The following is a 24,040-nucleotide window of genomic DNA, read 5'->3' on the forward strand; positions in this document are numbered from 1 at the left end:
TTAGTTAAAAACGGCAGCCCGCTGGATCAACGCATCCAATCCGTCTTCCGAAAGATTGAGCGGTAATCCGGGGTGAATACATTTAGCCGGACATTTCTCAGCCGCTTGCACGATATGCAAATAACTTCCGGCACGGGCGTCGCCGATATACGCTTGTTTAGCGCTGTTATACTTAAAAATATTCGGATTCAGGTTGATGCATTCATTACAACTTGTACAACGTATCGTTTCAAGCCAAGCTTCGTTGGATATGACCGGTTCTTCCTCCACCGGTGCAGAAACCGTCGGTGTATCGGACACCGTAGCCGATGTTTCAGCTTTGGACACACTTAAAGAGGGTACGGATGAAGGCGTGTTGTGCACAGGCAAAGTATCCAGATCCAACAGCACCGCTGATAATTTTTCCATCGCACTGCGCGCGGTTTCTTCACGCACTTTTTCAATTTCACTTTGATGAAGCGCATGCAGCGCGTCCAGTGCCCGTTCTTTTTCAGCCGTCATTTCAGTTCGGGTTTTTGCAATCGCCCGCGCAACGTGATAACTGTTGATGCCGCCGAATTCCTGAATAAAATGCCATGCATCCAGACGATCCTGCGCCATCAATACGAGCGCATGATCAACCGCCGTTTTGTGTAAAATCCCGTCTTTATCGGCGGTCCACACATAAGGGATTTTGGTATATGCTTCCGATGGAGGCAGCGCGAGATAATCCGCGAGTAAAACAAGATCCGGTGTCCAGTGCGAAGGCGGCACATCCATGAAGTGATGCGTCATCGTGTCATCCAACACAAGATGATCGGCAAACGTGAAAGGCAATCGCAGCAAGGTTTCGGTTTTATCATATTGCGTGGCGGTCAATTCATACACCGGCCAGTCGCTGTCAGCTTGGGGATTGGCTTCCACACTAAATCGGCTGCCCCATTGAACGCCGCGTTGCGGATCGTAGGAATATTCGGGGAAAGCGCGGCTTTCTAATGCGGAACCCGATGCCAGCAGTGCGTGTTCCGATACCGGTGCCAACATATAAAACAACGATGGTGCCGATTGAGACAATCCGGTGCGGATACCGTGAAACACTTGCTCGGGATGAACCATCGCGGCCTGATACACATACGCCTGGCGATGTGCGACCGCCATCGCGGCCAGATCATGAGCAAATGAGATAACACCTGTCGGCGCCGCTTGGTCACTGTGGTATCGTGATTGCATGACAAAAAATTTGATCGGACGCCGCGAAGCTAAGGCTGTCGAAAAATCATGAAGATGGTCACGCAGGATTTCTTCATCCGAAGCTAAAACGACGACCGGCGCACACAAAGCCACCTCCTCATCGCTCAATGCACGCCAGTCAAATTTTTCAAAATACACATCGTGTACGTCGGCCTCATAACGATCTTGCGATTCAAGTTGCGCGATGCGTTTGGCACGAACCCACGAGGTCATCGTTTGCATGTACGCATCAAACTGCGCTTCGGCCAATCGCAGCGCCTCTGCACTGGGTGCTATGGATATCCGTGCGGAGGTCATGGTGTCGGTCCATGTCATACCGTAACGCGCTTCGATGTCCGGCGTGACGATAAGTAATGCCGATTCTTTGAAAACAGTATCAGGCTGGCTGAGTATCGCCAAAGCTTCAGTTATCCGCTTGCGGCGTGCCGGTGCCATCGGCAAGGTCGGTGATGCCGGCAAAACGCGTGATACCGCGGTAAAATCAACAAACGCACTGCCGTAACCATGATTGCGGGATGCGGCCGATGAATTTTTTGCTTCAGGATTTCTGTGGTCTTCGATGAGAATCATTTCTTGCAACCGCTGACGCAAAACAGCGGCGTCTTTGAGAAGCCGGGTACGTGCATCCGCGACACGATGACGGAGCGCCGATGAAAGCAATGTAAGCGCCATAGCTTTCGAAAAATCATACAAGTGCCCGTCCTTGGGCAAATGATCTTTCAGATGCTTTGCGTCCGATAAAAAAGATTTTTCTGTTTCGCCTTTGAGATGCAATTGTTCGGTAAGTCGCGTGACCGCTGTTTCCCAGATCGCAGTACATGCTGCGGTGCCGCCGTTTTCACTCAGATATTGGCGAATCATTTGTTCTAACCGCAGCCGGTTGTCTTTGAGTATTTTGGCATCGTCCGCACCCGGTGCAAAGGATACTATCGCGTCCTCCAAAAGTTGATTTAGCGTGCGAACGGATTTCGCGTCATCCGATGAAACGGCAATCCAAACGGGATAATCAAACCGAATGCGATCGGTATCGCGGAATGGTAAGAGCAATGCCGGCAACCGGTTTTTGGCGATCGCGCCGGAGGCGTCACCGCGATAAAACGCACGGAGATTTTTCCAGAACAGTGACGTCTGCGAAGGGTCTGCCGCTTTGGATTCCGGGATAAATGGTTTCGCCGCTTTTTCGGATTTTTGTTCCGCACGGGTATGGTCTTGCGTACCGTGCGTCGACGTGTTTCGCAACACGTGATCGAGATGGGCAAACATAGGATCAGGGCTCGTCATGGGAGCTTCCTCATTTTTCATAAAATTTCAAACCGCAAATTTGTCTAATTTTCTGCTAATGATTTTTTCTTGTTGTTTAACACTTGAATTTATTTTATGAGGGTCATTTTTTTTGACTGAACGAAATTACCAGCTTGTATTCTATAAATATAAATTCCGCTAGCAACCTGCATACCTACATCATCTTTACCATCCCAAAAGGAATCATAATATCCTGCTTCAAGAAAGTGACCAAACACCGTACGCACCTCTTGCCCTTGCATATTATAAATTTTAAGAGTCACGTTAGACGCCCCGGGTATTCCAAATGAAATAGTTGTCGAAGGGTTGAAAGGATTAGGATAATTTTGGTCTAATTCAAACTTTGAAGGAGTGAAGTTTACTTTTGTTTTTGATTTTGCTAAGCAAGGTAACGCGTTGGAGTTATTTGCAATAGCCAAAGGTTCATCGCATCCACCGCCGCCGCCTGAACATACAGAAACTGGTGTGCTTGTTGAAATGGTTTGTGAGCCGCTGGACATGGTTAATGTCAAAGTAAAATCATAACTAACCTGTAAAGAAATAGATGCACTTGTACCAAGAATAGCACCATTGCGAGTCCATTGATACGAATTCGTTCCAGTACCGCCGGAAACAACAGCCGAGAAACTCCCTATCTGACCTTTGTTTACACAGGAAGGGCCTTCGATATAAGTAGACAAAGGAAGGTAATACTCACCTGAGTATTCAACTTGTGGTCTTGAATTCCCCGCTGTATTAAACGCAACTACTACATAACTTTGCTTACCAACTAGATAAGTACTGTCAGTCCAAGACGTCACATTTGTACCAACCGACCCGATTAAGCTGTAGCCATTTAGAGTACCATCCCATACTGAATTTGTGGCTTTTCTATAAATACGAAACCCTTGTTCTTGATTCTCTATTATATCAAACCAATATATACCATAAGTATATTCGCTCGGGCAAGTATTATCATTCCAACTCAAAGTACGCGAATTAGGAGAGCCTGATACTGATAGTGAAGTTGGGGTTGACGGGAGTGCAGAACCGGATTTCAGGATCAATGAATTATATAATGCATTTATGGATGGGTGATACTTTGATTCCGTTGAATTAATTAGTGCATTCCTATATGCCTCAATGTGAGTGTCCCCAATTAATTGGCCTAAGACATTGTAACGACTGATAAATTTACTAATTAAAAACGCAGCAGACAATGATATATCATCATTATCCCCTGTGTAATTGGGTGCTCTTAGTCCATTACCATCCCAAAGACTATAAAAAAAGCAAGCAACAGCGCCCTCGACTTTTTTATTGTTTCTATCTGGAAATAGTATTCCTTGAGAATAATCCATAAATTGATAAGTCGGTGACGGTCCTGCTTCTACATCGTAACTGCCCCGTTCAGGAAGTGATGGCTGTTCGACTGAATACCAGTACATGTGGGTGGCAGCAGCATAAAACTCAGCCCAGCCTTCATTCCAGGCTAATGTATTGTTTGTCTCTTTTGAGAACCAGTGTGAACTGGAATAATTGGCATCAGCTATAAAGCCGACACGGTCATATTCTATAAAATGCCCATATTCATGATAAGCGGTTTCCGTCCTTGGCGATACATCAAAAACAATGCGCGGTGCATTGATGTTTTGACCGCCGCAATTTCCTGGTTGACAGAAAAACGCGCCATCAACATTCCTAAAGTAATAACGAACCTGATGTGGCGTATAATTTAACTGAGCTATGCTAAATTGGCGAGCTCTGTATAAATGACGAAGAGCGCTACCTTGTTTATCATTAGTTTCGAGATCACGAGCAGCAATGACCGACGTAGTCGCACCGGAGATGTCAATCTTGACAGAATTTGAAATAAGTGGTACCATTTTAGCGCCGTTTCCAAGATCGGCATCATAACCTGCTGCGTTCGCGTTGTTTGCGTAAACACGTATTCTTTGAGAATAGTAGTTGGCCGGCTGTGAACTTGCAAACGTAAAGCTGAAATAGTAGTAGCCATTGTTATCACTGATATCGTAGTCAACGTGCAGCGTGTTTCCTCCATAATATGGCGTATAACCGGTTGTTAGATTATCATCATAGTCCCAATCCAGATAGACTCCGACCGCTGGAATTCCTTTCATGCCATAAGGGTAATAAGGATGGTTGTATTTTATTTGCCCGGAAATCTGAACGGTGATATAATATGTTGATTCGGTCATCTCTTGGTTTTGAATTTTTTGACCAATACCTCCGTTTTTAAATGTGGTATCCATTGGAATATACGAAGCAGTAGCTTTCTGTTCATTCTCAGACCTATTAACTTCTATAGGCCATTGGGTATACTTGATACTTGGCTTAGTATCATAATTTGTAACTTCGCCATTTAAGATTTCAATGTAGATTTCAAAACTCTGATATTCAGAGAGTCTATTTTTTTCAGATTCATCATTAGCCGGTTTGAAATGTAATTTGATTTGAAGGGTGAAATAGCCGTCCTCTGCAAAACTGAATTCCCATTTCTTAATAAATTGTTCAAATTTGTTTTTTCGACCTTCACTTGATTTCATGATGCCGCTTTTCAAAATAAAAGATTCAGGTATACTAAAATCGACGCCTACGTCACCGCTTGCTTCCATATTGAGCGACAGGTCAATCGAAGCTTGTTTTTTGTTATGAGAAAGTTTCAAATCGTTAAGTTTAAATGGGCTTTTAGTGTCTTCAGATGCGTAGGTTAGTTTGAATCCAAATAATGCAATAAGAAAAATTAATTTCATAATTCGGGACATAATGAATCTCCTTAATCCTATTTATATGGTTTAACAAGACAATCACTAGGCACTCCGTCATCGACAGGTCCAAACTTTGAACGGGTTTCCACCGAATTGACGAGATAGTATTGCAGACTGTCTATAACATACAGCGAATCCATTCGGAATAGAAAACATGCCAAGATTCGTAAATTGGTAGCATCGCCTAGGTCTATGATTTTCCACATCTGTTCATATACAGAATCCTTTTCAAAGACAACTTCTCCGTACGTAATATGACTTACAGAGTCGGAACCCAAAGTATCTAAGAACGGGGAAGTAATAATAATACTTCCTGCTGAAAGCATAATTATTCCTTTTCCATCAAAAGCGGGCTTGATGCGCGTTTTAACTGTAATTGTGTCGCCAACTTTAATGCTATCGACATTGCAGTTTATTTGTAGGCTCCCGGTTTCAAACACACTAGGACCTGAATAGGGTTCCGGTTCATCTTTATGATTACATGAAATAATCGCATAAGAAAATAAGAAAAGAATTAGCGTTTTCATTTTCCCCCTTTTCTATTGGTTGATTGATTCGGTTTTTTTTGTATTACTCCATTTCATATCTCGTTGTAGCGCTTTGGCCGAGGTTTGATTTTGCTCATTGGGAGGTACGTGATACCAATCTAAGTTCTCTACTCTTGCTGATTCAGCAGTGCTATCTGGAAAGCCCCCACAATCCAAACAATCTTCTTCTGTACATGAGAAGTTTGGTGAAAATACGAACAAAAATGAAAGCAAAACAAAAAAACATAGCATAAAACCTTTATACGTCATCATAAAATTTACTCCAAATTTTCTTACGCTATTTATATCGAATCAAATATATTCTAACTGAAGAATTTGAAATAACATTTCATTTACACCGCAAATTTGTCTAATTCCTTGTGGATCGCGCGCATTTTGTCCTCCGGTGAAATGCCGAGATTGTGCGCACCGTAATCATCATACCGTTCGGCGTTCTTATTCTGATACAAAAGGCCGATCACTTCGCGGTCATGATTGCCCGCCAAAGTTCTGGCCTGATTGATATCCGACGGATCATGCTCGACCACGTTTTTATATATTTTTGTGATCGCGGGGTCAACTTGAATTCCGTTTTTATGCGTCAAAAGTGTGATCGCATCGGGACTGCTCATGGTTGTCTGAAAAAGATCTTTTTGGAAAACCGGGCAACGTTGTAAAACGCGGATAAACGACAAACCGGGATGATTGTAACCGGCTTCGATCGTAGCGTACAGATGCGCCGGATTCCAATCTACCGTCTGTGCGACGAAGGAAACATTGGAGACGCCGAGCGTGGTTTGTATCGGATTGATCGGAGGTAATTGCGATCCGCGCGGTGAGGTATTGGAAACTGTACCTTTATTGGAAGTCGGTGAAGCTTGTCCTTTGGTCAATCCATAAATTTCGTTGTCCAGAAGCAGCACGGTGATATTCATATTATAGCGAATGGCGTGAATCCAATGCGCCGTACCGATGGAGCAACAATCGCCGTCGCCGGTGGCGACAAACACATGCAGATCCGGACGGCGAAATTTGATACCATTGGCTACGGGAAGTGCACGGCCGTGCAAACCGTGAAATCCGTAGGTTTTCATATAATGCGGCAGACGGCTCGAACAGCCGATGCCGGACACAAATACTGTTTTTTCGGGCGGTAATTGTTTTTCGCTGCACAGTCTTTGTACAGCGGTCAAAATGCCGTGATCGCCGCATCCCGGACACCAGCGTGCCGTTGCGCTTTCATAGTCGGCTAACGTGTAATAATCCTCAGGTATATCGAGGACGCAATCGGATTTTAATCCAAACACGGGAGTGCTCCTTTATATGATTTTATTATTATAGTTGACATGGTCAGGCCATAACCGGTTCGTCGTTTTCGACCAGGGATAATTCCTTTTTGATCATATCCAAGATCATGCCCGGACGTATCGGTTGGCCGTGCACATTGGAGAAACAATCCACATCGGTCAATGTGTGAGCGCGCAAGTACCAGGCCAGTTGCGACATCCGGCGGTTTTCCGGCGTGATCAGCGGATCATTCAGATTATCCGAATAGTTGATTTCCACCGTCATGACTTTTTTGAACCGTTTGAAAATATCTTTGAGACCCGGTTCTATCGGCGAGAGGAAACGCAGATGCAGAGACGATACGCGACCGCCCAATGCACGGGCACGATGGACGGCTTCTTCGATCGCACCGAGGGTCGAACCCCAGCCGACGATCAGCAGATCACCTTCGGGATCGCCGTTGACGACCGGCGGTTTGAGTGATTGGAGAAATGCGGCCAGCTTACGGCTGCGCATATCGCAACCGACCTGATTGGTTGCCGCTTCGTACGCGACTTTGCTGCGCTGGTCATGAGCCAATCCGGTGAGAGTGTACATCCCGTTTTTCTGGCCGGGTATCGGGCGGCGGCTGAGGCCAGTTTCTTCATCCCAATCAAACGCCGGAACGCCTTCGCGCCACGGGCTTTGATCAATCGGCGGAGCAAACCATTCCTGATTGATTTGCGGACGCGGGTACGGCTGTACGCCGGTTGCGAGATTGGCATCGCTGAGCAAAATGACCGGCATGCGGAAAGCCTCCGCAAGACGCCGGGCGAGAATGACGAAGTGAAAACATTCTTCGATCGTTGCAGCGGCTAAAACTATTTTTGGGGCATCGCCGGGTTGGCCGTATAGCGCATAGAGTAAATCACCTTGTTCGACTTTGGTCGGTAAACCGGTCGAAGGTCCGCCGCGCTGGACATTGACGATCACGAGGGGAACTTCCGCCATGACCGCAAGGCCGATGAATTCGGTTTTGAGCGCCATGCCGGGTCCGGAGGTGATCGTGATGGCCGTTTTACCGGCATACGATGCGCCGATGGCAAAACCGATTGCGGCGATTTCATCTTCCGCTTGATGGATCAGCCCGCCCGCTGCTTCAAAACATTCAGCCAAATGATGCGATGCCGATGTCGCCGGGGTGATGGGATACATGGAACACAATTCGATGCCTGCGGCCAATGTGCCGAGACTGATCGCTTCATTACCATTCATCACGACAAATTGTTCATCGGTCGCCATCGCCGGTATGTCATATTGAAATTTGAGATTTTGTTCGGCCCAGGCGTATCCCGCACGGAACAGTTTGAGGTTGACGTCCACGACGTCTTGCTTTTTTTTGCGGAAAGTATGACGAATCTGATTTTCGGCTTTGGCCGTATCGCGCTGATAGATGCAGCACAACATGCCGAAAACCCACATGTTTTTGCCCTTGCGCGGATCAGCGATATGCTTCATGGATTCTTGTTCGATCGGTATCTCGATCACGTCATATCCGCGCGATTTCAGATCGTTGAGACCTTCGGTATATTCGTCCTGTATTTTTTTGACATCATGTTTGGCCCACTTGTTATCCAGAAGGATTTTTGTACCCGGGCGAAACGCTTTTTGATCAATGCGCCCATAAAGCACCTGTTCATTCAACGCAACGACCAGGTCGGCTTCGTCGCCCATATTGGTTATTTTTTTGGAGCCAATGCGGATACGAATACCCGACGCACCGGCTTTGGAACGTGCCGGCGGTTGGATTTCGGCGGGAATGATCTCGACGGTCCAAACCCCATTGCCCATTTTGGCGGACAGCATACCGAGCGATTGACCGGCCTTTTGTGCGCCTTCACCGGAATCGCTGACAATTTCTACAATATGTTCGTGAATTAAGGTTTTTTGGACTGAGGCATGATTTCCCCCGGAAGAAGTGGATTCTTTCATGATTTCCTCGTTGATATCGGTTAATAAAGGACTTAAAAAGACTATATCATTACTTTTGTCAGGATAAATGTCGTTTCGGAATTCTCATGAAACAATGACATTAGTCTTGAATCAGCATGACCTTTATAAGGCGAAGTATCAATAGAAAGAAGGGATGAACCGCGTATAATGGAAAAAAATACCCATAACCAATGATGCGAATATTGGAGTTCCAAAAACATAGTTTAGATTTCTCTTTGCGGCTTTGCGAGAGGTTATTACTGATAATTATTTCGGTAGGTACAAGACACTTCGGTACGTCGCTTTGCTCCTACTTGATATCTGATAGCGTGCGCCGAGTTGAGACGCTTATAGTAACAGAATACATATTCTCGCCAAGACGCCAAGTACCCAGAGTACAATCGAAATATGGTTATTGCGGCGTTGTACAAAAACATGTACACATCAAGACGTCAGATGCGCTAAGAATACGCCCACGCCAAAAACACTTTATCCATTCTTTGGCGGGTCTTGCTTTTGTCTCGTTTATTTAATTAAATAAACGCACCTGCCTGTACGATTACTTTATATAGTTGAAAAAATACGTCCGTAAAATAATAAAAGGAGTCCCATCCAATGAGCGTCGGAAAATTTAAAATCGAACCGTTGATGCTATTGTTGGTTTTTGTGCCGATCAGTATTGTATTGGAAGTGATGCATGCCGATCCGGTTTGGATTTTTGTGTCAGCGTGCGGAGCGATTATTCCTTTGGCGGGTCTTATGGGAAAAGCCACGGAGCATCTTTCGCATAGTCTCGGCGCCGGGTTGGGTGGCCTGCTCAATGCGACGTTTGGCAATGCGGCGGAATTGATCATCGCGCTTTTTGCACTCAAAGCTGGTTTGCACGATGTAGTCAAAGCGTCGCTGACGGGATCCATTATTGGAAATATTTTGCTTGTGCTCGGTTTGAGTATTACAGTGGGCGGGCTTAAATTTGACAAACAAACGTTTAATCGTACCGCTTCCAGTAACGGCGCTACGCTTTTGGCCCTGAGTGCAATTGCGCTGGTAGTACCGGCCATTTTTCATATGCTCGTCAAAGGTCATCCCGATGCACATGAACAGGAATTGAGTCTGGAAATCGCCATCGTACTTTTTGTGATTTATATTTTGAGTTTGATTTTTTCACTGCGCACGCACAAACATTTGTACGCCGGCGACAGCGCCGAGGTGCCGCATGAACATGACGGTCCTATTTGGTCAAAAAACAAAGCGATCGGCGTTCTGCTGGCTGCAACGGCATTCGTAGCCCTGATGAGTGAATTCCTTGTGGGCGCCGTCGAACATACGGCTAAAACCTTCGGCATGACGGATGTTTTTGTCGGTGTGATTTTAGTGGCGATCATCGGTAATGCGGCAGAACACAGTACGGCTATTTTAGTGTCGGCTAAAAATCAAATGGATCTTGCGATGAATATTGCTATCGGATCAAGTATTCAGATTGCGTTATTCGTTGCCCCGGTACTGGTGTTTGCGAGCTATTTTTTTGGTCAACCGATGGATTTGATTTTTACGACATTCGAAGTTCTGGCGGTAGCGTTATCGGTTGCCGTACTGGCTTTGGTGACAATAGACGGTGAGTCCAACTGGATGGAAGGCGTTCAACTTTTGGCGGTGTATGTGATATTAGGTATCGCGTTTTATTATTTGCCCGCGCATTAAAAAAACCTAGGATAATTTTGGAGGACGTCGAGCGTTGTGTTTAACACGATACGCCGAGACGTCCTTATTTTTTTTACGCATCGCGATAAAACAGTTATCGGTCATTTCGGCGGGATTACGCAACGACTTAGAAATGACAGACTCTTAGAAAATTTATCAGCGGTGGATTATCCCACTTTCGCGTGTACGGTCAATAAATCATTTCCGAGTATGGCGTGAAGTTGATCGCCTGTCACGACCGGACCGACGCCTTTCGGCGTTCCCGTATAGATCAGATCGCCGCGCTCCAGTGTAAAAAATTGTGAAACGTAACTTACGATAGCGGCGATATCAAATATCATATCCGATGTATTGCCGTTTTGACGGATCGTACCGTTGACAAGAAGTTTGATATCTTGCTGCATGATATTTCCGGTCTGTTCTTTAGGCATAACCTGAGAAATGCACGCCGAGGTGTCAAAGCCTTTAGCGATCGTCCAGGGCCGTCCTTTTCTCTTGGCTTCGCTTTGCAGATCGCGCAATGTCATGTCTAGTCCGACAGCGTAACCGAGTACGTGATGCATTGCATCGGCCGGTGATATTTGTTTTCCGGTTTTTCCGATCACGATGATGAGTTCGACCTCATGATGCATATCGTTGGAAACGGACGGACGTAGGATCGTACCGCCGTCGTATATCAGCGCGGAAGGCGGTTTCATAAAAATCACCGGTTCGGTAGGAAAATCGGGTTCTTTGCCCGCCGGCGTCAATTCGATGATGTGTTCGCGGTAGTTTTGGCCGACGCATAAAATTTTTGAAACGGGTATTTTTTCTCCCGATGTGTGCATAGTGACATGTGCCATGATATTTTCCTTGGGCTTGAATTGTGTGCAATAACTTAGTAAGTTTTTACGCGATCAGGAAGAGATAATTTCTAATCGCACCGTCTGTCTAAATATTGAAAAATTTTTCCGTACATACAGGAGAACCTATGTCCAATAACAATGTCAAAATCCCCAACGCTCAGAGCAAAATAACACGCGATCCGTTTCCGGCTTCCAAAAAAATCTATGTCGAAGGAAGTTTACCGGGTGTGTACGTGCCGATGCGCGAAATACAGATCAATAGCCGCGGCGCGCATGGTGTGAAGAGTAACGGGAGTTCAACCGAGCAGGTGACCGTATATGATACCAGCGGACCGTACACCGATCCGGATGCGCAGGTGGATATCTATAAAGGTTTGGCCGGCGTGCGTTCCCCGTGGATACAGACGCGCGAAGTGCAGGCATTGGAGGGGATTTCCTCACAGTACGGGCGTCAACGTGAAAACGATCCATCGCTGGATGCCATTCGTTTCAAACGTACACGCAAAGTGCTCAAAGCCAAACCCGGAAGCAATGTATCGCAAATGCATTACGCGAAAAAAGGCATCATCACTCCGGAAATGGAATACATCGCTATTCGTGAAAATCAAAAACGGGAGTCGGCGATAGCAGAATATGCGAAACAACATCCCGGCGAACATTTTGGCGCTTCGATTCCGCCGGTGATTACCCCGGAGTTTGTGCGCAGCGAAGTGGCGCGCGGACGGGCGATTATTCCGGCCAATATCAATCACCCCGAGATCGAACCTATGATCATAGGTCGTAATTTTTTGGTCAAGATCAATGCCAATATCGGTAATTCGGCTGTGGCCTCGAGCATTGAAGAAGAAGTGGAAAAAATGATTTGGGCGATCCGTTGGGGTGCGGATACGGTGATGGATCTTTCCACCGGAAAAAATATACATGAAACGCGCGAATGGATACTCCGGAATGCACCCGTACCTATCGGTACCGTGCCGATCTATCAGGCGCTCGAAAAAGTCGGCGGTAAAGCGGAGGAACTTACCTGGGAAATTTACCGCGACACGCTGATCGAACAAGCCGAACAAGGCGTGGATTATTTTACGATTCATGCCGGTGTTTTATTGCGGTATGTGCCCCTCACAGCCAAACGTGTGACGGGTATCGTGTCACGCGGCGGTTCGATATTGGCTAAGTGGTGTCTCGCGCATCATAAAGAAAATTTTTTGTACACGCATTTCGAAGAAATCTGTGAGATCATGAAGGCCTATGACGTGAGTTTTAGTTTGGGTGACGGTTTGCGTCCGGGTTCCATCGCCGATGCCAATGACGATGCGCAGTTCGGGGAATTGGAAACGCTCGGCGAGCTTACGAAAATCGCATGGAAACATGATGTGCAGACAATGATCGAAGGGCCGGGCCATATCCCGATGCACATGGTGCAGGTCAACATGACCAAACAACTTGAAGTGTGCGGTGAAGCGCCGTTTTATACGCTGGGGCCGCTGACGACGGACATCGCGCCGGGTTACGATCATATCACGTCGGGTATCGGTGCAGCGATGATCGGATGGTACGGTTGCGCCATGCTGTGTTACGTCACACCCAAGGAACATTTGGGATTGCCCAACCGCGATGACGTCAAAGACGGCGTGATCACTTATAAAATCGCTGCGCATGCCGCCGATTTGGCCAAAGGCCATCCCGGAGCGCAAATTCGCGATAACGCGCTGTCGAAAGCGCGGTTTGAATTTCGTTGGGAAGATCAGTTTAATCTGTCGCTGGATCCGGATACCGCGCGGGAATTTCATGATGAAACGTTGCCGGCGGAAGGCGCCAAAGTGGCGCATTTTTGCAGTATGTGCGGCCCGCATTTTTGCAGCATGAAAATCACTCAGGACGTACGCGATTATGCTGAATCCATTAAGACGGATGAAACCAAAGCGCTAGAAGTCGGTATGCGTGAAAAAGCTGAAGAATTCAAAAAAACCGGATCCAAAATATACGTTGAAGTATAACACGGCTAGCGGCCTGAATAAAAAACGGCGGCTTCTAAAATGCGTATGAAACGATACGTTGGGCGTGAAGTAATCACGGTATAAATTTTGTAGTTTAAACCGAGTTCCTAGGCATGCTGTTGAGATTTAAGAGTATAACAACATGTGTTACAAAATCTCTAACAGTCGTTAATATATACCGGCATTATTCCAAAAGTCGGCACGATCATTTTAATACCCATGAATAAACCCGATCGCAAATTCTGGATCATAGTAGCCGCGGCTTGGTTGCTTTTGGGTTTGCTCTACAGCATACAATCCTACCATTATCGCGTCACCATCGGTCGTCCCGGTGATTTGCTACCGTTACTTATCAACGATATAGGCTTTTTTTTCCTATGGGCGTTGTTTAGCGTTCCCGTCATTCGATGGATTTTGCACTGGCCGATTCTTCGGAGCAACTGGCAACGTCGGTTACCCGTTTTTTTAATGGCCGGTTTAGTCATCGCCTTTTCTCAAAAGGGATTGTATGATGCTTTTTTGCTGGTTGCATACAGTGAAACGACACAGGGTTTTCCTTGGGAACGTTGGTACCGCTCGGTGATCGGTTCTTTTGAACTCGGTTTTTTCATTTACGTATCCATGATCTTTGTTGTGCATACGTGGATTTATCATGTCAACCTACAGCGTGAGCAACTGGATGCCGCCGCTTTGCGCGAACGATTATCACAGATCCGTTTGCAGGTTTTACAAAGTCAACTGCAGCCGCATTTTCTTTTTAATACGCTAAATACGATTTCCGGACTTATTGACGTTCGTCCTGCGGATGCAAAACTGACGCTTGGCCGACTGGGAGAATTGCTTCGCATGTCGCTGGAATCGGATCAGTTAACCGAAGTAACACTTCAACGTGAATTAGATTTTTCGCAAGTGTATATGGCTATCCAGACAACCCGTTTCGGCGATCGTCTGACTTATAAATGTACCGTAGATTCCGCGATGCACGGGGTGTTGGTTCCGACGATGATGTTACAGCCTTTGCTGGAAAATGCCGTGACGCACGGTGTGTCGAAAGTTCCCGGCGCCCATACGATTGAGTTGAAATCATGGCGTGATGGGGATACGTTGTGTTTGGACATAAATAATAGCTTTGAAGCTACGGCCAATCCGGAACAAACACCGGGACTGGGCATCGGTCTTACCAATATCCGTGAACGTCTCCGGCAATTGTACGGTGAGAAGGCTAAGTGTGAACTGGCGGTGCATGCACACGGTGCGCACGTTACGATCAGGATGCCGTGGCGCACCTCCGACGGGAACCAAGGATAATATCTATGCGCGTACTCATCGTAGATGACGAGATGCCCGGGCGTCAAGCCATCAAAGATCTCCTGCGTAACGAATCGGACATGCACATTATCGGTGAAGCAGGCGACGGCCACGAAGCGGTGCGTCAGATAACCGAGCAAAATCCGGATCTCGTTTTTTTGGACATTCAAATGCCCGGTTTGGACGGATTTGGTATTGTTCGCCAGATCGGTATCGAACGCATGCCGATGACGGTATTTGTAACGGCCTACAGCATGCATGCACTCAATGCCTTTGATGTGCATGCTATGGACTATGTGCTCAAGCCTATCCATCCGGAGCGGTTTGCGGCGTGTTTGAAACGCATTCGCCAGCTGAAAATACCGAATGTACCGGCCATGGTCGGTGCGATGACGATGGTTCAACAAAAGTATCCTTCACAAATACTCATTCGCTCCACCGGAAAAATGGACGTGATAAAAACTGACGATATTCGCTGGGTGGAAGCGCAGGGTGACTATGTGCAAATCCATACCCGATCGCAAAAACAACTGATGCGAAGCACGATGAGTGGGTTTGAAACGCTTCTTGACCCTTCCGTTTTTCAACGTATCCACCGATCCGTCATTGTTCGGGTCAGCCTGATCAAAGAGCTCCAACCGATGTTTAACGGTGATTATAAAATCAAATTAGACGACGGTACGTCACTTTCGCTAAGCCGTACTTACCACGAAAAAGTATTACACTGCCTCAACGGTTGATCTCCGAACCAACCTGACCTTTCAATTTCTCATCGCAGGATCCTCACGGTTCAACCTGTTTTTCTAACGTATTATCGCGTTTGGATAGGACGGCGCGGTTTCATCGCGTAGGTTGGCCATGAATAGATATAATAGGAGACGCGTATGAAACGATGGTTGTTACTATGGATTTCAACGGTATTTGTATCGGTCACGGCTCAGCAATTTACCAAAATTACTACCGGGCCGGCCGTTAGCGACGGCGGCGCTTCGCGCAGTGTAAACTGGTTTGATTATAACAATGACGGGTACTTGGATTTATTTGTCAGTAACAGTGGCGGCGCTAAGGGAACATCGGACTTTTTGTATCGCAATCTCGGTGCTTCAGGAAACTACGGCTTCAGTAAAATTATCCGTGGTCCTGTGGTTACAGACTTCGGGCAATCCGACGGGGCGAGCTTCGGCGACTATGACAACGACGGTGATGAAGATGTTTTTGTGGTCAACTGGTACAATGAAAATAATATGTTTTATGAAAATGGAGGTGCCCCGTATTTCCGCTATTCAGCTGTTACGACCGGTGCTCCGGTGACCGATGGCGGCTTATCGGAGACATGTGTATGGGGCGACTATAATAATGACGGGTATCTGGATTTGTACGTAACCAATAGCGGCAATGCCGGTCTCGCGCAGGCTAATTTTCTGTACAAGAATAACGGCAATAAAACATTTACAAAAATTACGACAGGCTCACCGGTTACCGATGTCACATTTACTCGGGGCGCTAACTGGATTGATTATGACCGGGACGGAGATCAGGATTTATTTGTAGTTAATGAGAATGGGCAGGATAACGCACTGTATAAAAATACGTTGATCGAAAACGGCACAGAAAGCTTTTTGAAAGTGATTGGGGTACCTATTGTGTCGGATGGAGGAAGTTCCATGAGTGCCAGTTGGGGAGATTTAAACAATGATGGAAACCTTGACGTATTAGTTGTCAACGGCATCGGAGAACATGAGTTTTTGTATCTTCAGAATAACGATCATACCTTTACCAAAGTCACAACCGGTGATCTCGTAAACAGCGGCGGCTCGTCCATGGGCAGCGCACTGGGTGACTTTGATAATGATGGTGATCTCGATGTGTATATTACGAATTCTTACGCCGGGACACCATCCGTCGATTTTTTATTCAAGAACATGCTGATCGAAAACGGTTCTCTTTCTTTTCAAAAAATTACGACAGGCAGTATCGTAACGGATCAGGGTGACGGCTACGGTTGCGCATGGGGCGATTATGATAGAGACGGTGATTTGGATTTGTTTGTTGCCAAAACAGCGGGCGAAGATCAGAATAACGCGTTGTACCGCAATGATAATACGACCGGTTATCACAGCGTACAATTTCGATGTGTTGGCACGATGTCCAATCGCAGTGCAATAGGAACTATCATCCGCGTAAAAGCGGTTATCGGTGGTCAAGGCCGGTGGCAAACACGCGTCGTCGAAGGTCAGAGCGGTTATTGCGGGCAGTCACAGATAGCCCATTTTGGATTGCATAATGCGACGACAATTGATTCGGTAGAAATTACCTGGCCGCGCGGGGATGTGGATATTTATACCGGCTTGTCTTCGGATAGTATTTACGTGTTGACGGAAAATACCGGTTATGGGACGTTAGGCTTTTCTTATAATACGGAACCGATTCAATCGCAAACGCTTCGTGATACTACGGTGTTAGAAGACTTTGGGCGTATATCTTTTATTTCACTCACGGATTATTTTTACGATCCCGATTATACCGATCTCAAGTTTTCGGTATCCGCGATTACATCGGGGATTACGGTGAGCCTAACCGGCGACAGCCTGATATGTAATAGCGTAAAAGATTTTTTCGGTTCGGTCAAAATCGCCGTACGTGCTACCGACGATGTCGTAACTCTCTATGACACGCTGACCATAACAATCGAGGATGTCGCCGAACCCATACTCCGACCGGCTGTGACAGTGTCCGTATTTCAGAATCCGGTACTGTCATCGTATGCGGATATTATCGTGGTGAGCACACTAGATCTGGATACCGCACCATCGCTTCAAATACAGATACCCGGCGGATCCGGCGACGTATCGCTTTCATTGCAGGCTATTTCGGAGTCGGCGCGTATTTTCAAAACATCGTATAAACTGCAGACCAACGGTACGTACACGTTATCGGCGGGCATTCGTACCTATCAGTTGTTTGATACTACGATTAGCCGAAGCTTTACAGCATCGCTTGCAAAAGTCGGCCAAACTCAGATTGCATTTTCACCGGACGAACGTTCACATCTGACTGTACCCGCGGGGCAATCCTATGGTTTGGATTGGATTTTGGCTACGATCGAAGAAGCTGCCGACGAAATAGTATATAACTATCAGGCAAAATCATTGCCGCCGCATACCCGATTTGAATATGTTGCTGATATGAGCCAAATGCCGGCGGGAATGCGTCCGGTGATTTCACGTTGGGACGGTGTTCAATGGGTAGTTCGGCCTTCGATCTATAATGAACGCACACATATCGTTTCAACAGAAATTTCCGAGGCAGGTCAATTCAAAATTTTATTTGTAAACTACGATACCCCATCGGCTATCATACCGGAAGATTTGCAGCTTGAACAAAATTATCCGAATCCATTTAACCCTTCTACGCATATCCGATTTGCTGTTCCGGAGGCGTCGAACGTCCGGCTTACTGTATTTAATTTGCTGGGTCAAAAAGTGAGAACGCTCATCGAAGACTACCGTTCATCCGGTTCGTACGGGGTTGTCTGGGACGGGCGTAATGATGCCGGATTGGGCGTTGCCTCCGGAATCTATGTATATCGTCTGGAAGCAGCCGGCCGAATCGTTTCTCGAAAAATGATGTTGATCAAATAACCCAAATTACCGGAGACGTTATGAAAAAATATATTTTATGCTTTCTTACGCTATGGGTGCTGTCCTGCGGCGGAGATTCCGGCAGTTCTGTTTCGTATAGTGAAACGGTTGAACGCGGTGCAACGGCCTTAAACGAAGGTTCTTATGCGGAAGCGATCAAGCATTTTTCAGAAGCTGTCGCGATGCATGCCGATCGGCCTGAAGCCTTTGCGGGTTTGGGGTGGGCATACCTGTTTTCGGATAGCGTGGAGGCCTCCGAAGCGGCATTCTCTGATGGCAGCATGCTTGCCAATCCCGGAGCGGATTTGCAGGCCGGATATGCGTTTTTATTGGGCGTTCAAAAAAATCACGAAACTTCCAACGCGCGTATCGTTAGCGTATTGGCCGCCGAGCCACAGTGGTCTTTGAGCTACGGCTTGAATATTGATTACAAGGATTTGTACCTGCTTAAAGCGGAAAATCATTTTCTCCTTGGTGAGTATAGCCAAAGTGTATTGGCTGTCAAACAGATCCAATCGTCGTTTATCGCCAATACCAATACAGCGGAAGGCATTGCCCAACTGGCTGCCAAAATAGAGTCCCTCAAGCTAACTACGGAAGCGACACCGCGGAGCATACTTTGGTGACAAGGGTATCCATCGTAATATAGTTTTCCGACCTTTCAAGAACGCCCGCCTCAATTGAAGCGGGCGTTTTTTATGTCCTAAAACACCTTGTTCATCAAACAAATTGCCGTTTTCGTCAAGTGGGGTCCCCCAATTACTTGTTTTGACCTTATGTTAGTGGCGTGTTTACAAACTTATGGGAGAACAAGTATGCCAAACACAATATCTGCATTATTGCACAACCGCTTCATTCGGTCGACTTCTGCATTGTATCGTCTTTCTTTATCAGCGGGCAAAAGTTTTATCACATAACCGCGCAAGTACCTCCCATAAGTTGGCCGGCGAAGACGTTCACCGGTCGGCTTGCGCGGAGTTTTTTGCGTTTATTCACGTAGGTTCGGTTCTCATTATCATATATAACAAGAAAGGAAAAACACATGAAACGAATTCTGTTCACGTTTGGCGCGCTGATCGTCCTCGGTGGATCGGCATTTGCAGGAATCCATAGCGTTCCTGCATCCGCAGAGGATATTCAAGCTACGTATCCCAATCTGGTTATGCCGGAGGATATGATTAGCGGTGAAGTTAATTGTATGCTTGTAGCGGGCGATGTATTGTACGTCGGCGGACGATTTGAAAAGATGGATCGCCGCGTAGTCAATAACGTCGTCAAATGGGATGGCACCAAATGGTCCGGTCTTAATAAAGGCGTGGACGGTGTAGTATATTCGATGGCCATGATCGGTACCGATTTGTATGTAGCCGGTGATTTTAGTTATGTCGATGTCAATATCGAAGCCGGAAAAATTGCCCGATGGGATGGTACTAAATGGAATGCGCTGTCACCTCAGACCGTAGATCGCCAGATTTATGCCTTGGCCGTGTTGGGCAATGATCTCATCATCGGTGGAAATTTCCAAAAAGTCGGCGGTACGATCGAAACCAAAGGTGTTGCCAAATGGAACGGCAAAGCTTGGAGCGATGTGGGTATGGCCAAATTTGACAGAACGGTTTTGACTCTGACAGTGATGAATAATGAAATCTATGCCGGCGGTTTTTTTACGCTTGTAGGTGACGAGCCGGCTACTTCCGTGGCTAAATGGGATGGTAAAGCATGGACGGAAGTCGGCAATAAAGGTATCAACGGCACGGTGACATTCATGACCAATGACGGGAAAAATGTGTATGCCGGTGGAAAATTTATCAATGCCGGCGACGGTACGGTGCTTAACCGCGTAGCTATGTTTGACGGGCAAAAATGGCAACCTCTCGGCGAAGGTGTGGATGGTGATGTAAAATCAATTCATATCTCCGGAACGGATGTGTATGTGTCGGGCACTTATGGAGAAGCCAAAGGCGGTACCGCCGCTGCTCCGGCAAAAGAAGAAACCGCTAAAGGCAAAGATAAGAAAAAAGGCAGCAAAGAAGATAAAGGTAAAGCCAAAGCCAAAGGCCCGGTACAAACTCAGGGCATCGCTAAATGGGACGGCAATGGTTGGACCGGATATCCCGTGATCGGCAAATATGCTGTTGGTACATTTGCTTCCGCTATGTTTAAAGGAACATTGTATGTCGGCGGAAACTTTATGGCCAATGAAGGCGCCGTCAGCACGGGTACCGCCAAACTTGAAAATGGCGCTTGGGGGCCGGTTTCTAAATAGTTGAGACTGATTGAGTACATCGTATGAATAACTTGAAGGAGCTATGTTGCTATAGCTCCTTCATATTTAATAAAACATGAGGACGGAGATTTAAATACATGAAATGGATATATTTTTTTCTGATTTCTACTATGGCGCTTATGATAGGGTGCGACACTAAAAAGTCTAACGATCTGACGATACCGGATGTGACCAATGTTTTGATCATGTCGCCTGTGGTTGATTTTACAGAAGTGGCCAATACCTTTCCGACTTACACGAAAGGCATTCAATACACGACGTGGAATTGTAATGATTCCGTGCCTTCACCGGCTTATATGAAAACATTTGACGCCGTGCTGTTATTCAGTAATTATGGCAGCAGCCGCTCCGTTGCTGTCGGCGATAGTTTGTATGCATATGTGATGGATGGCGGTGCCTTAACCTTGGGTGTGTTTTATAATTACCATCGTAGCGATACGACGATTACGCAGTACTGGGGCGAGCTGGAGACCATCGATCCTTTTATCGGTAATGGAAACTATTATGGTTACGATACGTTGTCTTTGGAGGGCAATCACGATTTATTAAATGGTCTTGATACACTAGTGACGTATTATCATGCAAATAATCTTCGTATTCGCAGCGGTGCGAAAGTGGTAGCTTCCTATGGCTCGGGCAATCCGGCTATTGCGTTTAATAAACCTAACGGGAGAATCGTTGCAGTGAATGCCTTTCCGGCTGAATTTAAATACAATGCTGTAACGCGGACGGAATTTTACCGTATATGGGAAAATGCGTTATTATATGCCGCATGGGGAACTACGGATGATCGTCCAAATGATCATATGCCGATAGAGACTACAAAAACGAACTTGATGGAACGTCAAACCGAAAGTAGTGCAGTACGATAAAGCGTATCCGATCAATCTAGTCAAGACGAACTTATGTTGAGGTCATAACGTGTGTCTACGTGTTTTTACGTATCCTGCGTTTTGAGAGAATACGCTCTTGCTTTCATGCCGTTTAAAGTACATTTTGATATTGGTTCGCATTATATCAACTGTATTACATGTATTACAAAAGGAGTGGCCATGATAAATTTATTTGCTCACACGGGGCGAGCGACGTTCGTATCATGTTTGATCGCTTTTTTTAGTATCTATGTTTTTACCGGTTGCGATCCGAAGGCATCCGACTCTGATATCGGTGATCAGACGATGGTACTGGTTATGTCCAACGACGGTACTGAAAATGATTCCATTGCTGCGGTGTATCCTCGTTATATGAGCGGCATAACATTCACTACATGGACCATACCGGACTCTGTGCCGACGCTTTCACAATTAAAAGAATACGATGTTGTACTTTTATATGAAGATGGTACGTTCGGAACATATTCCGATTCGATCGGCGGTGTGTTGCACGATTATGTGATGGATGGTGGCAATCTGGTAATAGGTACTTTTTATTGGCAGGAAAGTTCCGATGGAGGGTATGAAGAAGTCGGATGGGGTAAACTCGAAACGATTGACCCTATCATAGCCAATGATGGCAATGCTTATTATTATGACTCGACGGGTACCTGGATTAATCATCCTCTTACGCGCGGATTGGATACGATATATTGCCATTACGGTGGCGGTTATGATTCTGTTCGACATACAGCCAATGATTCGGCACATACTAATGCAACGGCTGTGGCTTGGTGGAAAAATGGCGATGTGCTGATGGCTTATAATAAACCCAATGGTCGTATAGTAGCTGTGACTTTATGGCCTTTTGAAGCCATTGATCGTGCCGGCAAATATGACGGATTTTACCGCGCATGGGAAAATGCATTGCTCTATGCGGCGTGGGGCGATACTCGCAACGAAAAATCAGTGAAGGTATTTTCTAAGGCCTCCAACACACAAAATCAAACACCGCGAATGAAACGAAGTGCATATAGTAAAGGTGGTAGTCATTAAAATTTTACCCTCGTATAATAAAAAAACCGCAGATCATCACTGCGGTTTTTTTATTTTATATACATTGTCTCGTCCTTCAATACGTCCACAGGAGGAGTAACAGATGCAAGAAGGACAAGGGTCTAGGTTGTATGTGAAGCGGACGCAACGGGATTACAGTTTAGGGACGCAACGGGATTACAGTTTAGCGTTCAAATTACAGGTTGTTGATGCCATAGAAAAAGGCGATCTTACACGAAAGGAGGCTTTGGCGAGGTACGGAATTCAAGCCAAATCAACACTGTATGTATGGCTTTGTAAACACGGACGATTAGATTGGAGTTCAACTATGCAGAAGAAAGCACCCCCCGGTAAACGGATTCGGGAATTGGAGAAAGCCTTGGAACGCGCCCGTGAGGATAAGGAGATTTTGCAGCGTGCCATAGATATAGCTGAAGCGCAGCTAGGCATCGACATACGAAAAAAGTACTTAGCCCAACTGTCCGAAGCTATAGCGAGCAAGCGAGCCGGCGATACGGCGTTGGGCGAATAGCCGGTCTTTTGGGTTACAGCCGTTCGGCATACTATAAACAAGCCAAGCGGCGGTATGTACAAACTACGGATTCACGTCATTGGATGCGAAAATATCCTAATTTAATCAGCGAACTCCCGCTACCAACCCGTAGTGAGCAGATATGGGTGAGTGATATTACTTATGTGGCTAGTGACGAAGGGTTTGGATACTTGAGTCTGATAACGGACGCTTATTCTAAGAGGATTATGGGCTATGCGTTCCGCTCTGATTTAACCAAAGAAGGCCCGCTCTGGGCATTGCGCATGGCGTTAAAAGGGCGTCGGTACACGGATCAAGCGCTTATTCATCACTCCGATAGAGGGTATCAGTACTGCAGCAAGGATTATGTTACGCTATTGAAAATCAACAGAATAAATATCAGTATGACGGAGAGGGGCAGTCCATATGAGAATGCCATCGCTGAACGAATCAATGGCATCCTCAAACAGGAGTTCTTGTTACAAGAATCCTTTGTCGATAGAAACACGGCAAAACAAGTGATTGATCAAAGCGTTATGATCTACAATTCCAAACGCCCTCATTTATCGTTGGATATGCAAACGCCCGATCAAGCGCATAAGGCCAATCAGCATCGCAGAATTTTATGGACAAAAAATCGGTGTAGGCATGCCTACACCGATTTAACGGAATAAATCACTAACTAAAAAACTGTGTACTTTTTCTAGGACGACACA

General features: G+C 46.2%; 18 protein-coding genes. 11 read left to right on the plus strand and 7 right to left on the minus strand.

The genetic code is table 11. The annotated features are described in order from the left end of the window. From HUU58_06955 to HUU58_06980, 6 genes are all read right to left on the minus strand, one after another. On the minus strand, positions 1–2,511 hold the full coding sequence (locus HUU58_06955; GenBank protein NUN45405.1) for a ferredoxin: 2,511 nt from the start codon (positions 2,509–2,511) through the stop codon (positions 1–3). Positions 2,512–2,600: 89 nt separating this feature from the next. Further along, positions 2,601–5,297 carry a T9SS type A sorting domain-containing protein gene (locus HUU58_06960; GenBank protein NUN45406.1) on the minus strand — a complete coding sequence of 899 codons (2,697 nt, stop codon included), beginning with the start codon at positions 5,295–5,297 and terminating at the stop codon, positions 2,601–2,603. A 17-nt stretch (positions 5,298–5,314) separates the two neighbouring features. Then, positions 5,315–5,827, minus strand: a complete 513-nt coding sequence (locus HUU58_06965) for a hypothetical protein (protein ID NUN45407.1) — start codon at positions 5,825–5,827, stop codon at positions 5,315–5,317. Between the two features lie 12 nt (positions 5,828–5,839). Further along, positions 5,840–6,100: a hypothetical protein gene (locus HUU58_06970; GenBank protein ID NUN45408.1), complete on the minus strand. Its 261-nt coding sequence runs from the start codon at positions 6,098–6,100 to the stop codon at positions 5,840–5,842. 80 nt (positions 6,101–6,180) lie between these two features. Continuing rightward, on the minus strand, positions 6,181–7,134 hold the full coding sequence (locus tag HUU58_06975; protein ID NUN45409.1) for a 2-oxoglutarate oxidoreductase: 954 nt from the start codon (positions 7,132–7,134) through the stop codon (positions 6,181–6,183). Positions 7,135–7,177: 43 nt separating this feature from the next. Continuing rightward, positions 7,178–9,085, minus strand: a complete 1,908-nt coding sequence (locus tag HUU58_06980; protein NUN45410.1) for a 2-oxoacid:acceptor oxidoreductase subunit alpha — start codon at positions 9,083–9,085, stop codon at positions 7,178–7,180. Between the two features lie 615 nt (positions 9,086–9,700). On the opposite strand from HUU58_06980, the gene cax reads away from it, so the two are divergent. Continuing rightward, complete coding sequence (gene cax, locus HUU58_06985; GenBank protein ID NUN45411.1) at positions 9,701–10,786, plus strand: calcium/proton exchanger; 1,086 nt, start codon at positions 9,701–9,703, stop codon at positions 10,784–10,786. Positions 10,787–10,953: 167 nt separating this feature from the next. Here the strand turns inward: cax and HUU58_06990 are convergent, their stop codons facing one another. Beyond that, positions 10,954–11,628: a fumarylacetoacetate hydrolase family protein gene (locus HUU58_06990; protein ID NUN45412.1), complete on the minus strand. Its 675-nt coding sequence runs from the start codon at positions 11,626–11,628 to the stop codon at positions 10,954–10,956. A gap of 128 nt (positions 11,629–11,756) precedes the next feature. Here HUU58_06990 and thiC point away from each other — a divergent pair, with 128 nt between their 5' ends. The 10 genes from thiC (at position 11,757) to HUU58_07040 (ending at position 23,998) form a co-directional block, all read left to right on the plus strand. Then, complete coding sequence (gene thiC / locus HUU58_06995) at positions 11,757–13,628, plus strand: phosphomethylpyrimidine synthase ThiC (GenBank protein NUN45413.1); 1,872 nt, start codon at positions 11,757–11,759, stop codon at positions 13,626–13,628. A 219-nt stretch (positions 13,629–13,847) separates the two neighbouring features. After that, positions 13,848–14,936 (plus strand): histidine kinase, encoded by a 1,089-nt coding sequence (locus tag HUU58_07000; GenBank protein ID NUN45414.1) that lies wholly within the window; start codon positions 13,848–13,850, stop codon positions 14,934–14,936. A gap of 5 nt (positions 14,937–14,941) precedes the next feature. Then, positions 14,942–15,676 (plus strand): response regulator transcription factor, encoded by a 735-nt coding sequence (locus tag HUU58_07005; GenBank protein ID NUN45415.1) that lies wholly within the window; start codon positions 14,942–14,944, stop codon positions 15,674–15,676. Between the two features lie 144 nt (positions 15,677–15,820). Continuing rightward, the gene (locus HUU58_07010) at positions 15,821–18,577 is read left to right on the plus strand and encodes a VCBS repeat-containing protein (GenBank protein NUN45416.1); all 2,757 of its coding nucleotides are present in this window, start codon (positions 15,821–15,823) and stop codon (positions 18,575–18,577) included. Positions 18,578–18,597: 20 nt separating this feature from the next. Further along, positions 18,598–19,203 (plus strand): tetratricopeptide repeat protein, encoded by a 606-nt coding sequence (locus tag HUU58_07015; GenBank protein NUN45417.1) that lies wholly within the window; start codon positions 18,598–18,600, stop codon positions 19,201–19,203. 416 nt (positions 19,204–19,619) lie between these two features. After that, positions 19,620–20,843: a hypothetical protein gene (locus HUU58_07020; protein ID NUN45418.1), complete on the plus strand. Its 1,224-nt coding sequence runs from the start codon at positions 19,620–19,622 to the stop codon at positions 20,841–20,843. 98 nt (positions 20,844–20,941) lie between these two features. Further along, positions 20,942–21,736 (plus strand): hypothetical protein, encoded by a 795-nt coding sequence (locus HUU58_07025; GenBank protein ID NUN45419.1) that lies wholly within the window; start codon positions 20,942–20,944, stop codon positions 21,734–21,736. Between the two features lie 180 nt (positions 21,737–21,916). Then, positions 21,917–22,792, plus strand: a complete 876-nt coding sequence (locus HUU58_07030; GenBank protein ID NUN45420.1) for a hypothetical protein — start codon at positions 21,917–21,919, stop codon at positions 22,790–22,792. A 103-nt stretch (positions 22,793–22,895) separates the two neighbouring features. Continuing rightward, a complete protein-coding gene (locus HUU58_07035; GenBank protein NUN45421.1) occupies positions 22,896–23,324 on the plus strand; it encodes a transposase in 429 nt (142 codons plus the stop codon). An 8-nt stretch (positions 23,325–23,332) separates the two neighbouring features. After that, on the plus strand, positions 23,333–23,998 hold the full coding sequence (locus HUU58_07040; GenBank protein NUN45422.1) for an IS3 family transposase: 666 nt from the start codon (positions 23,333–23,335) through the stop codon (positions 23,996–23,998). The last annotated feature ends 42 nt before the right edge of the window (positions 23,999–24,040 follow it).

This window comes from bacterium (assembly GCA_013360215.1).
Taxonomy (GTDB): domain Bacteria; phylum CLD3; class CLD3; order SB21; family SB21; genus JABWCP01.

Excerpts from the sequence above, each read along its gene's own strand:
- HUU58_06955 (NUN45405.1), bottom strand. The coding sequence starts at position 2,511 with ATGACGAGCCCTGATCCTATGTTTGCCCATCTCGATCACGTGTTGCGA.
- HUU58_06960 (NUN45406.1), bottom strand. The coding sequence starts at position 5,297 with ATGTCCCGAATTATGAAATTAATTTTTCTTATTGCATTATTTGGATTC.
- HUU58_06965 (NUN45407.1), bottom strand. The coding sequence starts at position 5,827 with ATGAAAACGCTAATTCTTTTCTTATTTTCTTATGCGATTATTTCATGT.
- HUU58_06970 (NUN45408.1), bottom strand. The coding sequence starts at position 6,100 with ATGATGACGTATAAAGGTTTTATGCTATGTTTTTTTGTTTTGCTTTCA.
- HUU58_06980 (NUN45410.1), bottom strand. The coding sequence starts at position 9,085 with ATGAAAGAATCCACTTCTTCCGGGGGAAATCATGCCTCAGTCCAAAAA.
- cax (NUN45411.1), top strand. The coding sequence starts at position 9,701 with ATGAGCGTCGGAAAATTTAAAATCGAACCGTTGATGCTATTGTTGGTT.
- HUU58_06990 (NUN45412.1), bottom strand. The coding sequence starts at position 11,628 with ATGGCACATGTCACTATGCACACATCGGGAGAAAAAATACCCGTTTCA.
- thiC (NUN45413.1), top strand. The coding sequence starts at position 11,757 with ATGTCCAATAACAATGTCAAAATCCCCAACGCTCAGAGCAAAATAACA.
- HUU58_07000 (NUN45414.1), top strand. The coding sequence starts at position 13,848 with ATGAATAAACCCGATCGCAAATTCTGGATCATAGTAGCCGCGGCTTGG.
- HUU58_07005 (NUN45415.1), top strand. The coding sequence starts at position 14,942 with ATGCGCGTACTCATCGTAGATGACGAGATGCCCGGGCGTCAAGCCATC.
- HUU58_07010 (NUN45416.1), top strand. The coding sequence starts at position 15,821 with ATGAAACGATGGTTGTTACTATGGATTTCAACGGTATTTGTATCGGTC.
- HUU58_07015 (NUN45417.1), top strand. The coding sequence starts at position 18,598 with ATGAAAAAATATATTTTATGCTTTCTTACGCTATGGGTGCTGTCCTGC.
- HUU58_07020 (NUN45418.1), top strand. The coding sequence starts at position 19,620 with ATGAAACGAATTCTGTTCACGTTTGGCGCGCTGATCGTCCTCGGTGGA.
- HUU58_07025 (NUN45419.1), top strand. The coding sequence starts at position 20,942 with ATGAAATGGATATATTTTTTTCTGATTTCTACTATGGCGCTTATGATA.
- HUU58_07030 (NUN45420.1), top strand. The coding sequence starts at position 21,917 with ATGATAAATTTATTTGCTCACACGGGGCGAGCGACGTTCGTATCATGT.
- HUU58_07035 (NUN45421.1), top strand. The coding sequence starts at position 22,896 with ATGCAAGAAGGACAAGGGTCTAGGTTGTATGTGAAGCGGACGCAACGG.